The sequence below is a fragment of the Protofrankia sp. BMG5.30 genome, assembly GCF_001983005.1.
In the GTDB taxonomy this organism is placed as follows: Bacteria; Actinomycetota; Actinomycetes; order Frankiales; family Frankiaceae; genus Protofrankia; species Protofrankia coriariae.
This window is the reverse complement of record NZ_MOME01000034.1, coordinates 1-13,638: the sequence shown is the minus strand read 5'-3', so window position 1 is coordinate 13,638 and position 13,638 is coordinate 1. Positions and strand designations below refer to the sequence as shown.

Sequence of the window (13,638 nt, the reverse complement as noted above, 5' to 3'; positions counted from 1 at the left end):
CTGGCCTGCGGTTTTCAGCGAACGCTGGCAGCATGCTGGCATCGGCGCGGACACCGGTCGCATCCGTCCCGCGCTGCCAGCACCCGCTCCGGAAAAATCTCGGAAAAAGTTTCGGCTCCGGATCACGGCCGGCTGCCAGCATCATGCTGGCACCGCTTTGTACGCGGACGCTGGCACCGTACCCGAATACCAGCAAGGAAAATCTTGAAAAAAGTTGGCGGGTGACGCGCCGAACGGCCCCGGAAAACCGGTCTCTTCTTACGACGGCATGCACACGTCGACAAGGAGACCCACCGATGCCACCGCCTCCCCACCACGGCCACGACCCGGACACGCCGGTCACGGTGTGGCCGTGCCCACCCGCCCGGCAGCAAGAACACGGGCCCGCGCCGTCCTGGCTGGGTGCGGCCGTCACCCGGACCGCTGCCCTCTACACCCAGCCGGGCCAGACGGTCCTCCTGCTGGCTCCACCCGCCGGGAACCCGGTGCCGATGCCTGGTTCCCGCGCCGGGGAGGACGCCGCGGGCCGGCATCCCTTCGATGATCTGCCGCAGGCCGCGGAGGCGCTCCTCCGCCTTGGACGGCGGGTACGCACCCGGACCGCCAGCCCGATCCGCCGACCACCCGGACACGAGGAAAACCCGACGTCCCCGTCCGGACCCGGACTCGACCGCCACCATGCCGCCGGCGGGCGAACCGGACCGGGACCGGCCGACCGCGGACCGGACCGCGCCGACCTGCTCGTCACCGCGGTCATTCCGACGGCCAGCGGCTGGGTCCACCAGGTGGCCTGGGACGCGCTGCTCACCCCGACCGGCATCCTCGCCGTCATCACCCACGGTGACCGCAGAGGCGGGCGGTTTGTCGACCCGACCCCGCTGCTCGTGGACACGGCCTGGCGGGCCGGGCTGGTCCTGGCCGACCGGATCGTGCTCGTGGAGATCCCACTGGACAGCGACCACCCAACCGTCGATCTTTCTCATGGGCTGCTGCCGCCTCCGCTGACTGGATGTGGGGCCACCCGCCGGGTGCACTCCGATCTCCTGCTGTTCACGCCAGCGGAAACCTGCGCGAGTTCAGAGAAATTGAGGTGTTCTCAGCCCGAACCCAAGTGTCGGTGTGGCTCGCCGTCCGGTCTGGACGCTTGGGTTCGCGGTGACTCGAGCGGGTCGGTCTCGTGAGGGCGCGCCAGGAGGTGGCGTGCGTTGTCTGCGTAGCGGATCGCGGTGGTGTCGCTGACGCCGAAGACTGCCGCGACGTGCAGGGGGTCGGCGCCGGAGGTGAGTGCTTCCTCGAGCTGCCGGTCGATGCGCAGCCGTTCGAGGGTGGCGGGCAGTCCGCGCAGGGGTCGGGCGAGGAAGGGGTAGCTGACGGGTCCGAGTCCTCCGGCGGTGCACGGGCTGATGATCAGGTGCCGGTTGGCGGTGTTCGGCCAGCGGGTTCGGCGGTGTTCCAGCCAGGCCAGCAGGGTCTGGTGGGTGAGGTCGTCGAGGGGCCGGGCGTGGCCGGCGATGGTGATGCGGCGGTTGCCGAGGTCGACGTCGTCGAGTTGCAGGGCGCGGATCTGTCCGACGCGGGCGGCGTGGATGGCGGCCAGGGCGACGAACAGGCGGCCGTGCACGGTGGTGGTCGCTGCGAGGGTGCGGGCGAGTTCGTCTGGGCGCAAGGGCTGCCAGACCGGGTCGTCCCGCTGTGGGACGTGCAGGTGGACAGCGGGATTGCGGAAGATGATGTTCGTGCGTTTCGCCCACGCGAACAGCGACCGCAGGGCTGTGGTGGCCTTGTCGCGTGGGGAGCCGGTCAGCGTGTCGAGGTAGGCGATGACGTCGTCGCGGGTGATTTCACGCAGGTGGTCGTAGCGGGTCGACCAGGTCGTCAGCGCGGGCCGGATGGCGTGCAGGTAGTTGCTGACGGTGCTCGGGGTTCGGGCCCGGTTTCGCGGGCCGCCGTTCCGCAGCGTCGTGGCCCAGGTATGCGTGTCCCTGCGGATCGCTGGGGCGAGCCCGTCGAGTTCGGCTCGCAGCCACCGGTCAAAAGCCTGTTGCCGATCGTCGAGGACGACACCCATGACGGTGAGGATTTCGATGGTGTCGTCGATGTTCGTGGAGTGCTCGGCCACGGTCTCGTAGAAGTCGCTGACGCGGATCAGTTCTCCGTCGGTGTGCCCGGCCAGCAGCATGACCAGGGTCCGTTGCATTCCGCCTCGGACGAATGGCCCCCAGCCCCTTCTTTCGGCGAGGTTGTGGGCGATATACAGACCCCAGGCCAACCATGGGTTGTCGGGCGCCGGTCCTCGGCGCAGGTCGAACTGTCCGTACCGGTAGCGCCGACGGATCACGTGGTCGGAAAACGCCGGCTGGATGTAGCGGATCGTGGGCCGGCACGTGGGTGGTGGCGGGGGTTTTCGACCGGTCTCGTCGAAACGCCGCGGGGCCGTGTGGGTATCTCGGTAGCCGGCCATATCCGCGAAGAACAGCTGATGATGGCGAACCAGACGGACGTGGGGGATCAGCATTTTGTAGGTGCCCGTCGTGCGTTCCAGCCGTGCCTGACACCAGCACAACCGGCAGAACCCCTTCTTCAGTGGCTCGCGGCGGCGGCAGGCACCGCATTCGCCGACAGGATGGTCATAGCGGGGTGCAATGAAGTCGTAGCAGGCCCGGCACAGCCCTCGCCGGTAGGGCAGGCCCCAGGCCAGGCAGGAGGCACAGCTGGTCGCCGTCCTGGCGATACTGGCGTGCTGCCTGTCGGGTGGCGTCATACCCGCTCAGGTCGGCGGGAGCGAGCGGCCGTCACGGCGACGGGGTACCACCGTGGCGACGGAACTGGCGGCGGCGGTCCGTGGCGGCTCGACCTGACCCGGTCGCGTCACCTTCGCTGGCTCGGGTGTCAGCAGTTCACCGATCTCGCAGTTCAGCACGACGCAGATCACGTCAAGATCGTCGAGTTTGAGGGACACGGGCTGTCCCGACCACAGGCCCGACATCTTTCCCGCCGAAATAACCAGGCCGTGTTCGGCCAGCGCCCGCTGCAACTCGGACGCCTTCCAGATGTCGCGTTTCGCGGCGGCAAGCCGCAGATTCCATTTCACCGGATCAGCCCTTCCAGTCGCTCGGCGGCTCGTTCCTGCCCGGCTACCCAGGCGTCTTCGATGCGAGTACGGTGCACATGAACATAGCGCATCGTCGTGGCTACCCAGGAATGCCCGAGCATTTCTTGGATCGAGATGAGATCGACGCCATTCAGATACAGCTGGGAAGCGCAGTAGTGACGCAGGACGTGTGGAGTAAGTCTATTTTTCCATGTTGGCAGGTGCTCGGCCGCAGCGGCGGMCAGCCCGGAACGCAGCGCGTCATAGCCGACACGTGCGGGCGACCCGTCGACATTACGCCGCTCGGAGGGGAACAGCGGAGCGCCGTGACGGGTGTGGTCCGCGTCGAAGTGGCCCCACACGTCCTCGATGTACCAGCGCAACGTCCGGCCCGCGCGATTGATCAGCGGCACCATTCGTTCCCGCGGCCCCGAACCGTACGCGCCCTTGCCGTGACGGACATGGAGCTTGCCGAAGCGGCCCAGCTCCCATCGGACGTCCGCGAGATCCAGCGAGCGGGCCTCGTTCACCCGCAGCCCCACCTCCGCCATCAGCCGCGCCGCGGTGTAGTTGCGAGCGCTCGGAGCGAACTTCCGGCACGTCGCCAATTCTCGCGACCAGCCGGAGAACAACTCGGCTATCTCGCGGTCGACAGGAGGAATCCGCAGTCTGGCGTCTTTGCTTCCACGCGGCCGGTTCATCTCGTCCAGCGGACACTGAACAACGCGTCCGGTCATCCGGTGGAGCTCAACCTTGTGGCGCAACTCCACAAACTCGAAGTACGTGCCCAGCGCCGCCGCCCTGGCCAGCCGTGTTCCACTCGGCGAACCCCGCAGCACCCGACCGAAATAGGCGTCTGCGTCGGCCGGCTCCATCTCCCACAGCGCCCGGCCGAACCACGACCGGATCTGTTCCAGGTTCCCGACGTCGCTGCGGATCGTCCCGTCCGTCAGCCCGGCCGACGAGCGGGCGAGCACGAACCCCGCGAGCACGTCTGTCTCGAACATCGCCAACTCGTCGGCAGACGCCGCCGATGGCCGCTGGTCCCGCAGGTCGCGAACCACAGCGAGCGCCAACCCCAGCCCCTCACCTTMACCCGAACCATCGAGAGAGCATCCGACGTGAGGAACCTTCAGGAAAACCGAAGCCATGTCAACGAGGCGCGCCGGGTCATGGCGAGTCGGAACCGCCTGGTCAGGGGCAACACCGACCACAGACCACAAGCGAACCCCGGTGATGTCGTACTAATTTCCGTGGCCGGGACGGGGCCAGAGCGGTGATCCCCGAACCGGCCGGCGGGCCGACCGGCCGCAGGTGGCTGTCGGTATGGCCGACCGGCCAGCACGACCTGGCACACCAGCTCACCGCAGGGGGCTACCTGCCCGCCACCACTGCGGACACGGCGGCGATCCCACCGGCCGTGGCCGCCCACGCGATCGCCGCCTACACCCGGCCGGGGGACACCGTCTACGACCCCGACTGCGGCGCCGGCACCGTCTGCGTCGAGGCGCTGCGCGCCGGTCGGCACGCCGTCGGGCTGACCGGCGATCCCGGCTGGTGGGACCTGGCCCGCGGCAACCTCACCGCCGCCAAGACACGCGGTGCCCCCGGAGACGGCATGGTCCTCGACCAGTCGCCGTCGGCCCGGTCCTGGACCGGACTCGTCCGCCCGGTGGACCTGGTCCTGACCACGATCCGCCCACCCGGTCCCGGGCACGGGACCGCCTGCCCGTCCGGGGACGGTCCGGACTTCTCCAAGGGCGGCCCGGACCGCGCCGGGTCGGACCAGGTGCGCGCCGCGCTGTCCGGTCTCCCGGCGGTGACACGCCCCGGCGGCCGGCTTGTCGTCGTCCTCCCGCCCGACCTCCGCGGCGCCGGACGGGTCGACCTGGCCTCGCTCGTCCTGGACGCCGGGCGCGGGATCGGGCTCGTTCCCGTGGAGCGGTGCGTCGCGCTCACCACCGCCCTGCGCGGCGCCACCGTGGCCATCCCCCCGGCCCGGCCCGCCGGTCGGCCGCGCGCACCCGCCCCGGCCGGGCCGCGGACCGCGCGGACCGCCCACCTCGACGTGATCGTCTTCCAGTGTGCCGCCGCCGGCCGGTCAGCGCGACGGGCCACGCCCGGCCCGGCCACGGTCACGCCACGGCCCACCCGCGGCCCCGGCCTCCCAGCCACCCGCCAGGCCGCATAACCCCCTTGCCTCACCCCGGCGGACCCTGCCGCCGCCTCCGGTTGGAGTCCTCATGCCCGACCCGCACAACACGACCCCCGCACCCCCGCCGGTCCAGCCCGATCCCCGCGTAGGCGGGGACGACCCGACGCGGCTGACCCCCGCCTCCTCACCTGGCGAGCCCGCCGCCACACATGGACGGTGGTGGCGCTGGACCCACCCGTTCGCCACCCGCCACGCCGCCCGCCAGGCCCATCTCCTCGCCGCCCACCACACCTGGACCACCCAACGCGCCCGCCAGGCACAGATCGCGCTCGTCCGCGCCGGCTACCACCTCGGCCCGATCCCGTTCGGCTACCGCGCGCACCGCGTCACCGTCCCCGACCCCACAGGCACACCACGCCGCCGGGTCCGCCTCGTCATCGACCCCCCGGCCGCCACCGTCGTCACCCTGATCTACCGCTGGTACCTCGAGGACCGGCTCGACCCCACCGCGATCGTCACCCGGCTGGCCGCCGACCCCCTCTGGTACCCCGCCCCCCGCCCCTGGACCACGACGATCATCCGCCGTATCCTGACCAACCCCGTCTACACCGGCGCCACCGTCTGGGGCCGCACCATCGCCGGCCGGCCCGCCCCACCCGAACTGTGGATCGTCTGCCCCCACGCCCACGAAGCGATCATCGACGGGCGGACGTTCCTCCGCGCGCAACTGCTCGCCCCGCCCGGCACCGGCGTCCTCCCCCCGACCCTCACCCCCTGGGAGTTCCCCACCACCACCAGCAGCGGACCGGTCGACACCCCGAGGCGGGAAGCATGACCCCGCCGCCGCCCCACCATGCCAGCCCCGGGATCACCCTCTACACCGGCGACACCGTCGAGGTCCTCACCGGTCTGCCCGACGGCTCCGCGGACTGCGTGGTGACCTCCCCGCCCTACTGGGGCCTACGCGACTACCACACCCGGACCTGGACCGGAGGCCACCCCGGCTGCCGGCACACCCGCACCTGCACCATCACCCGCACCGACGGCGGCCCACCGACCACGACCTGCCAGCGCTGCGGCGCAACCGTCGAGGACCGGCAGTACGGCCACGAACCCACCCCCGACGCCTACATCGCCACCCTGCGCCGCGTCTTCACCGCACTCGCCCGCGTCCTGACCCCGACCGGCACCGTCTGGCTCAACCTCGGCGACTCCTACAGCACCGCCCGCCCCGGCCGCACCACCGATCCCCTGCGCACCAGCACCCTGGCCGGCCGGGACGCCGCCGCCGTGYGGCGGGAGTCGGTACGCGCCGCCGGGGTCGACCGCATCGGGGCGCTGCCCGCCAAGAACCTGCACGGGATGCCGTGGCGGGTCGCCTTCGCCCTCCAAGCCGACGGCTGGATCCTGCGCAACGCCATCATCTGGCACAAACCCAACGCCATGCCCGAATCGGTCCGCGACCGGCTGTCCACCCGCTACGAACTGCTGTTCCTCCTGGTCCGCCAGCCGCGCTACTACTTCGACCTGGACGCGATCCGCGAACCGCTGGCCCGCCCAGAAGCCCTCGCCGAGGGCATCGTCATCGGCGGCGCGCGCAAAGGCCGACACGGCGGTATCGACGCCACCCGGCGCCGCCGCGGCGCCAGCGTCTACGGCACCGGTAAATACCAGCAGCTCGCAGCCTTCCCCGGCGACCCGCCCGGCGCGGCGATGCGACCCACCGGCCGGCAGCACACCGCCGCCCACCCCGCCGGGCGCAACCCCGGCGACGTCTGGTCGATCAGCACCCGGCCGCTCCGCCAGGCGCACTACGCCGCCTACCCCGTCGACCTGCCGCTGCGCTGCATCGCCGCCGGCTGCCGCCCCGGCGGGGCCGTGCTCGATCCGTTCTCCGGCGCCGGCACCACCGGCCTCGCCGCCCGCCAGCTGGGCCGGACCTACCTCGGGATCGACCTGAACCCGGCGTTCCACGACATCGGCCTGACCCGCCTCGRCCTGCGCCCCGCAGACGCCGCCACCGAGCGGAGGGCCGCATGAACGCCGCCGCGCCCGACCCGGCCCGCCCATCAGCACCCGACCACCCCTCCGGCCCCGCGGCGCGGACGTCGCCGTACCACACCGAGCCCGGGATACGGCTCTATCTCGGCGACGCCCTCACCGTCCTCGGTCGACTCCCGACCGGCTCGGTCGACTGCGTGGTGACCTCCCCGCCCTACTGGCGCCTGCGCAGCTACGACACCCCCGACAGCGGCGACCGGCCGCCAGCCGTCGCCGACGCCTACGGGCGGGAAGCGACCCCCACCGCCTACCTCGACCGGCTACGGACCGTGTTCACCGAGATCCGTCGACTGCTCGTCCCGACCGGCACCGTCTGGCTCAACCTCGGCGACAGCTACGCGGCCAACTCCGACGGCTACCACCGCACCCGACCCGGCCACCCCCACCAGCCCCGCTACCGGCCGCCCGCCGGCATACCGCACAAGAACCTGCTCGGGATGCCATGGCGGGTCGCCCTCGCCCTACAGGCCGACGGGTGGATCCTGCGGAACGCGATCATCTGGCACAAACCGCATCCCACCCCCACCCCCGCCACCGACCGGCTCGCCACCCACCACGAGCTGTTGTTCCTCCTGGTCCGCCAGCCGCGGTACTACTTCGACATCGACGCGATCCGCCAGCCCTACACCGGCGACCGGACCCTCGCCCGCCGGACCCACCGCGGCGGCACCCGCCCGCACGCAGCCTCCGCACCCCGCAGCCCCTGGCCACCCGACCAGGCCACAGCCCTCCGCGGACGCAACCCCGGCGACGTCTGGACCCTCCCCACCCGGCCCACACCGGCCGAACATCCACCGGCCTTCCCGCTCGAGATCCCCCTGCGGTGCATCGCGGCCGGCTGCCCACCCGGCGGCGTCGTCCTCGACCCCTTCAGCGGCGCCGGCACGACCGGCCTCGCCGCCCACCGGCTGGGCCGGACCTACCTCGGTATCGACCGCAACCCCGCCTACCACAGATTCTTCCGGCGCGCCTTCCGCACACTCCAGCAGCAGGAGATGAGGAACGGCACAGCCGTGTGAGGAGCGTTCCGGAATCTTAACGTCGGAGGCCCACCGGAACGCGCCTGGTCCTGCTGATACCCGTAAGGAGGGTGGTCAGCGGTGACGCGCCACCTGGTAGGCACGGGGCTCCTAGCCGGCATTCCCCGACCGGGGCCTCTCCTTTCGACTGGCCGGCGTTACGCTCCCAGGCCCGGGCCCAACGGCTTCAGCGTAGCTGGACTGCCGTTGCGCGCGGTGATCGCAGACTGCACGATCGGCGCGACAGTAGAGTGGGAGCGCGAAGCGATGAGCGATCGCTCTGGGCCAGGCCGAACGGTGCTCACTGGCGGTGTTCTCTACCGCAGCGGCGACGAGGCACTGTCATGGCAGTTTCGGCTCATACCACCGGCACAGCTGGCCAGGCCGGATGACGGACGCGTGCGAGCCGCATTCTACGGCCGCACCAACGCCCGTGGCGTGAACGGCATCCACATGCTCGCCCGCCAGTTCAAGGCATGCCAGGAGACTGCCGAAGGGCAGGCCGTTCTGACCGGGTTCTTCTACGATCTGCCCGAGCCGGTCGACGAGATCATGGTTCTGGCTTTTTCGGGTGTTGGAGGCCCGCCCCGCCGGGACGGTGGACGTGACGACCTCGCGGCTTCGCTCGGCCGCGAGGACCGCGATTTCGATCCGATCATCTGCTCTTCCCTCGACCGGCTCTTATGTAAACGGGATGAGCTGCACACCTGGGAAATCTTGTTAGATCAATATCAGGTACCGGTCATAACTGCCGACGGCGCCCTGGCATGGTAATAGCGGTATGCCGAGATACAGAAGGTCCGCAGAAGCAGAATTCGTCGATCGTCCCCGGTCTCACCATCCAGCTTCGGGTCTTCTCGCTTGTGTCCACTTCCCCGGTCAACGATTGGGCAGATCTTTGCCGTTAGGCGGGTAGACGAGATGGATCCGCAGATGGAGTCGGCGGGATCCCCTGAGCACGGCGACGAGTTTCCGGAGACGGCGGGCGCTCCGTCGATGGACTTCGAGGTCCACATCATCGACGGGGCAGATGGCGAACGGCTGGCCCACGAACAAGCAAAGGTGATCAAGGATGTGTTGGAATGGCTAGACCAGCAGCGATCCAACAATGGGCGGAATCGCGCCGCGTAGCCAGCCCGCACACCGCGGGCGCAGGAGGAACACAGGAAGCCTCCTGGCTGATCCGGGCGGCCTGGGCTGGCCGCACCTCGACCTACGACCAGCAGGACCCGACGCTGTCGCTGCCTCGTCAGCTGCGGACGTGCCAGGATGTGCTGCCCGAGAACGCGGTCGTCGTCGCACACTTCTACGACATCGAGTCCGGGCGCCGGGAGCTCRCCGAGCGCGGCCTGAGCAACGCCCACGAGATGTTTCAGATCCCCATCCCCCGCGACGGCGGCATCACGGACCTCTTGGAGGAGGCGAAGCGGCCCGACCGGCGCTTCGATGTGGTGATCTGTGAGTCCATCGACCGGATCTCCCGGCGCGCCTACGTCGCCACCGAGATCGAACACCAGCTTGAGCAGGCAGGAGTGCCGCTCCTCGCTGCCGACGAGCCGCTCCGGCTCGGCCAGGGCCAGGGTGGCCGCCGGTCGAAGACGGCGACCCAGGTGCTCACCCGCCGCGTCAAGCAGGGCGTCGCCGAGTGGTACGTCACCGAGATGCTCGAGAAGTCCTGGGACGGCACCGAAGTCCACACCGAGCAGGGCTACAACATCGGCAAGCCCTGCTACGGGTATGTCCCGGACCGCATCCCGCACCCGGTCCCGGCGAAGCGCGCCCGAGGGCAGAAGAAGATGCGGCTCGCCGTGCACCCGGTCGAGGGCCCCGTCGTCACGAAAATCTTCACGATGCGCGTCGCCGAACGTCTCGGCTATCAGTCGATCGCAGACAGGCTCAACCTCGATCTCGTCATCAACCCGCCACCCACCCCCGTCGAGATCACTCGGGCCGTCGGGCGCTGGACCTACTCCAACGTCCGGGACGTGCTCACCAATCCGAAATACACCGGGCACATGGTGTGGAACCGCCGGGCCCGCAAGGGCAAGGGGAAAAATCGGATCAACCCCGTTGAGGATTGGGTCTGGTCCCCCACAAAGGTCCACGAGGCTCTCGTGAACCTGGAGACCTATGTGCAGGCCCAGCAGATCGCCAAGCACCGCGAACGGTCCCGGACGGCTCCAGGCCAGAGCAGCCACGCCGATGCCGCCCACACCTACACGCTGCGCAGCTTCCTGTCCTGCTCGCTGTGCGGGCGCCGGAYGTGGGGCAAGCACCAGCGGGGCACCGTCTACTACCTCTGCTATCCCAAGAAGAACTACCAGCCGACTGGCCACCCCACGACCAGCATCTGGGTACGAGAGGACGACCTTCTGCACGGGCTGTCCACGTTTCTGAGCGAGCGGGTGTTCGGGCAGTACCGCCAGGATCTGCTCAGCCGGAAGCTCCAGATCGTCGACGACGAGCGCCGGCAGGAACGTGAACGGCGCCGAGCCGAGATCCGCCGCCGCATCGCCGACGCGGAGACCAAACGCAAGCGGCTCGCGATGAACTTCGCCCTCGTCGAGGATCCCGACGAGGAGTTCATCCGTGACATCAACGAAGGCCGCGCCAAGCTCCAAGTCGAGCGCGACAAACTACAGCAGCAGCTCACGACTCTCGAAGACGAGATCGACCAGGCGCCGAACGCAGCCCTGCTCGACCAGCTGCCCGTCACCCCGGTCGATCTCACCGGCCTTCCAGACGATCTTTCCCGAAGACTGTTCGAGATCCTCCGCTTGCAGATCCGCTACGACCGCCGGACGCACCGCGCTGCCTGCCAGATCGCTCTCGCCGGCACAACGATCCAGACCATCACCCGCGAAACCGCGCACATCGCATCGATCCTGTCCCCCGTCGCCGCCACGACCGGGGCACGACGGGTTAGCACCCCCAAGGAGCCGGGTATGATATCTCCTAAAGTAGGGATCATGCACGGGTTTGCGCGTAGCCCCGTTGGGGGCACGCTCCGTAGCTGTTTTGTGGCTGAAGGTAGCCGATCGAGATACTTCCGGACCAGCGCCGATGGCGGCAGGTCATCATTTGATTGCTCTTGGTTAGCAAGTTGGGTGCCTGCACTGTCCCGTTATGGGACGGCTCGTCCTGCACGGGTTCGTCCCATACGAGGGTGCTGGTCGACCTGTGAGTCGTTGGCCGCGCGGGACGATGAAGTCGCGGGGTGRGCGGCAGCATCGCGCTGTCGCTGTCGACCTGCAGAGACTCGCTCTGGCCGTCGACTGTGGTCGTCGTAGCGCGGTCTCGCTGGTGCTGCTGGGGTTCAGTGCATCGTCGGCACCGTCTCGGCCCGCAGCGGGGTATGAGCTTGGCGTTGTATTAACCGGGGCTCATACTCGGGATGGTGATCGTCGACTGGACCGACGAGTTCGACCGCTGGCTGACCCGCGCGGAAGAACAGGGAGGCACCCTCCTCGCCGTCGCCGTCGCGCTCCTGCAGGCGCTCACTGAGCTCCTGGCCAGACCTTTCGAGGAGTCCCCGACTTTCAAACGGGTACGGCAAGCCCGCCGCCACGAGCTCTGGCGCGTCGCCCACCCGTTCGATCCGGACGTCGCGGTCCGGATCATCTGCTGGTTCCCCGCCGACGACCGCGTCGTGGTCGCGTTGATCGGGTTCGACAAGAAGACGATCGGCGACGTGTTCTACGCCAGCAAGGAGACACCCCATGACCGACAACGAGACGACCGAGGGCGACGTCACGTTCCTCCGCGGCAACGATCGCATCCGTCAGCTAGCCCAGCGGCCCGACATCGCTGACGAGGTCGCCCAGGTCCGTGCGAGCATGGCCGAAGCCGACCGTACCTACGCGATGGGCTTGGCCGCGCTCCGCCAGGCTGCCACACTCACCCAGGTCGAGCTTGCTCGCCGCATGGGTGTCACCCAGGCAGTCATCAGCCGCATGGAACAGCCGCACGACCTCCTGTTGTCGACGCTCAACGCCTACCTGGCGGCCATCGGCGGCACTGCCCACATGATCGTCCGTTTCGCCGACGGCCACGAAACCACCCTCGACCTCGCCAAACTCGCATAACCGGACAGCGGGTCGTCGGCCGCCTGGCGGTCGCATTCGAGGCTTGGGCGCCCATTTCGAGCACCGGGGCCGGTCTTCTGGCTCCCTGGCCCGGTGGACTGAGGGTTGTGGAACCTGTGGACTCCGAAGTCCCGGGAACCATCGATGTCCCGAGGGACACTCGGAAGACCACGGATGCGGTCGGGCGCCCTAGCGGACTCCCGCCACGCACGCACATAGCGTGCGCGCATGGGATCAGGCCACGACGATCAGTCGGTGGGCGCGTCTTCGACGCCGAGCAGCCGGCGAGGCGGCGAGCGTCGCGAGCCGCCCACSATGGTCTTTGAGATCCACTGCTTGGACGGTGAGCAGGGCAAGCGTCTCGGCCTCGTGCAGGCAAGAGCGATCCACGATGTTCTGGCCTGGATAGCCCAGAACCGGCTGAACGGGGCCGCGCCCGACACCTCGACCGAATCCGATCACGGGGTCAATCCTGCGCTTGAGGCGGACCCGCACCTCCCTGATCAACAAGATGGCGACCGGTCGGATCACTAGTCCGATTTCACGTTTCCAAACTTCGCCCGCATAGAGGGCATCAAGAATTTGGTTGCCAACAATGGCTGATAAAAGAAGCAGAATCACGCAACGCTAAAGCGGCGAACTCTCTGCTTCCGAGCCTGTCTGGAGCATGTCGACAGTTGAAGCCACGAGGAGGAACGGTCCAGGCGAGGGTGACGAGGCTGGCGAAGATGAGGAGGTGGCGTACGGGTCGGATCTGCTGGGGGTGGCGTTTTGGCGGGAGAGTTCGTGGGTGCCGAGGAGGACCGTTGACCGGACTACCGGGCGGAGGGTCAGCGTGTCGTAGGCGGCGGGTGGTGGCCCGTCGGTAACTGTCACGCAGTTCCGAGTGAGAGGACTGCGTGCGGATGTCCGATAATTGTGATCGTGTGATTGATCTGATCGATCTGCCGGAGTGGGGTCGGGTGGTCCCGATGGTTGGTGTCGAGCCGTTCTGTGTGGTGGACGAGGCGGATAGGCCGGTCGAGCCGGTCCGACGGTTCTTGCGTGATCTTGTAGCGCAGGGATGTTCGGCCGCGACGATTCGTAGCTATGCGTTTGCGTTGCTGCGTTGGTGGCGGTTCCTGCGGGCGGTGGAGGTGGAATGGTCGAAGGCGTGTCCGGCGGAGGCGCGGGATTTCGTGCTGTGGTTGCAGCGGACCAGCAAGCGGCGTCGGTTGCCGCGAACCG

Annotated in this window: 14 protein-coding genes and 1 pseudogene; 10 read left to right on the top strand and 5 right to left on the bottom strand. The window is 68.9% G+C overall.

Features of this window, described 5'->3' with window-relative positions:
* Positions 1-296 precede the first annotated feature (296 nt).
* On the top strand, positions 297-1,181 hold the full coding sequence (locus BL254_RS17890; RefSeq protein WP_076844169.1) for a hypothetical protein: 885 nt from the start codon (positions 297-299) through the stop codon (positions 1,179-1,181).
* Here BL254_RS17890 and BL254_RS17885 read toward each other — a convergent pair.
* The 3 genes from BL254_RS17885 to BL254_RS17875 are packed head-to-tail and all read right to left on the bottom strand — an operon-like array spanning position 1,097 to position 4,167.
* Positions 1,097-2,761 carry a site-specific integrase gene (locus tag BL254_RS17885; protein WP_047224867.1) on the bottom strand — a complete coding sequence of 555 codons (1,665 nt, stop codon included), beginning with the start codon at positions 2,759-2,761 and terminating at the stop codon, positions 1,097-1,099. The genes BL254_RS17890 and BL254_RS17885 overlap by 85 nt on opposite strands.
* A gap of 6 nt (positions 2,762-2,767) precedes the next feature.
* Positions 2,768-3,091, bottom strand: a complete 324-nt coding sequence (locus BL254_RS17880) for a helix-turn-helix transcriptional regulator (RefSeq protein ID WP_047224866.1) — start codon at positions 3,089-3,091, stop codon at positions 2,768-2,770.
* Positions 3,088-4,167 carry a site-specific integrase gene (locus BL254_RS17875; protein WP_076844168.1) on the bottom strand — a complete coding sequence of 360 codons (1,080 nt, stop codon included), beginning with the start codon at positions 4,165-4,167 and terminating at the stop codon, positions 3,088-3,090. The genes BL254_RS17880 and BL254_RS17875 overlap by 4 nt, the downstream gene beginning before the upstream one ends.
* A gap of 200 nt (positions 4,168-4,367) precedes the next feature.
* On the opposite strand from BL254_RS17875, the gene BL254_RS17870 reads away from it, so the two are divergent.
* The 7 genes from BL254_RS17870 (at position 4,368) to BL254_RS17845 (ending at position 11,616) form a co-directional block, all read left to right on the top strand.
* Positions 4,368-5,282, top strand: coding sequence for a DNA methyltransferase (locus tag BL254_RS17870; protein WP_076844167.1), 915 nt, complete (start codon positions 4,368-4,370; stop codon positions 5,280-5,282).
* A 52-nt stretch (positions 5,283-5,334) separates the two neighbouring features.
* Entirely contained in the window at positions 5,335-6,081 is a 747-nt protein-coding gene (locus tag BL254_RS17865) for a recombinase family protein (protein WP_083731176.1), read from the top strand.
* Entirely contained in the window at positions 6,078-7,286 is a 1,209-nt protein-coding gene (locus BL254_RS17860) for a site-specific DNA-methyltransferase (protein ID WP_076844165.1), read from the top strand. Before BL254_RS17865 ends, BL254_RS17860 begins: the two co-directional genes overlap by 4 nt.
* Complete coding sequence (locus BL254_RS17855; RefSeq protein ID WP_083731175.1) at positions 7,283-8,326, top strand: site-specific DNA-methyltransferase; 1,044 nt, start codon at positions 7,283-7,285, stop codon at positions 8,324-8,326. The genes BL254_RS17860 and BL254_RS17855 overlap by 4 nt, the downstream gene beginning before the upstream one ends.
* A 207-nt stretch (positions 8,327-8,533) precedes the next feature.
* Positions 8,534-9,100: a hypothetical protein gene (locus tag BL254_RS17850; RefSeq protein WP_139342377.1), complete on the top strand. Its 567-nt coding sequence runs from the start codon at positions 8,534-8,536 to the stop codon at positions 9,098-9,100.
* A 147-nt stretch (positions 9,101-9,247) separates the two neighbouring features.
* The gene (locus BL254_RS27270) at positions 9,248-9,457 is read left to right on the top strand and encodes a hypothetical protein (RefSeq protein WP_157180664.1); all 210 of its coding nucleotides are present in this window, start codon (positions 9,248-9,250) and stop codon (positions 9,455-9,457) included.
* The gene (locus tag BL254_RS17845) at positions 9,409-11,616 is read left to right on the top strand and encodes a recombinase family protein (RefSeq protein ID WP_076844163.1); all 2,208 of its coding nucleotides are present in this window, start codon (positions 9,409-9,411) and stop codon (positions 11,614-11,616) included. Before BL254_RS27270 ends, BL254_RS17845 begins: the two co-directional genes overlap by 49 nt.
* A gap of 26 nt (positions 11,617-11,642) precedes the next feature.
* On the opposite strand, the gene BL254_RS17840 is transcribed toward BL254_RS17845, so the two are convergent.
* On the bottom strand, positions 11,643-12,056 hold the full coding sequence (locus BL254_RS17840; protein ID WP_139342376.1) for a hypothetical protein: 414 nt from the start codon (positions 12,054-12,056) through the stop codon (positions 11,643-11,645).
* Here BL254_RS17840 and BL254_RS17835 point away from each other — a divergent pair.
* Positions 12,046-12,411 (top strand): helix-turn-helix domain-containing protein, encoded by a 366-nt coding sequence (locus BL254_RS17835; RefSeq protein ID WP_047225274.1) that lies wholly within the window; start codon positions 12,046-12,048, stop codon positions 12,409-12,411. The two genes, BL254_RS17840 and BL254_RS17835, sit on opposite strands and share 11 nt — an antisense overlap.
* A gap of 234 nt (positions 12,412-12,645) precedes the next feature.
* Here the strand turns inward: BL254_RS17835 and BL254_RS26295 are convergent, their stop codons facing one another.
* Positions 12,646-13,032, bottom strand: a complete 387-nt coding sequence (locus BL254_RS26295) for a hypothetical protein (protein ID WP_139342375.1) — start codon at positions 13,030-13,032, stop codon at positions 12,646-12,648.
* 305 nt (positions 13,033-13,337) lie between these two features.
* On the opposite strand from BL254_RS26295, the pseudogene BL254_RS17825 reads away from it, so the two are divergent.
* Positions 13,338-13,638: pseudogene (locus BL254_RS17825) on the top strand (site-specific integrase); the annotation flags it as partial.

What these genes read in the sequence shown, in the direction of transcription:
- BL254_RS17885 (WP_047224867.1), bottom strand. Translation starts at nt 2,761, where the DNA reads ATGACGCCACCCGACAGGCAGCACGCCAGTATCGCCAGGACGGCGACC.
- BL254_RS27270 (WP_157180664.1), top strand. Translation starts at nt 9,248, where the DNA reads ATGGATCCGCAGATGGAGTCGGCGGGATCCCCTGAGCACGGCGACGAG.
- BL254_RS17890 (WP_076844169.1), top strand. Translation starts at nt 297, where the DNA reads ATGCCACCGCCTCCCCACCACGGCCACGACCCGGACACGCCGGTCACG.
- BL254_RS17865 (WP_083731176.1), top strand. Translation starts at nt 5,335, where the DNA reads ATGCCCGACCCGCACAACACGACCCCCGCACCCCCGCCGGTCCAGCCC.
- BL254_RS17835 (WP_047225274.1), top strand. Translation starts at nt 12,046, where the DNA reads ATGACCGACAACGAGACGACCGAGGGCGACGTCACGTTCCTCCGCGGC.
- BL254_RS17855 (WP_083731175.1), top strand. Translation starts at nt 7,283, where the DNA reads ATGAACGCCGCCGCGCCCGACCCGGCCCGCCCATCAGCACCCGACCAC.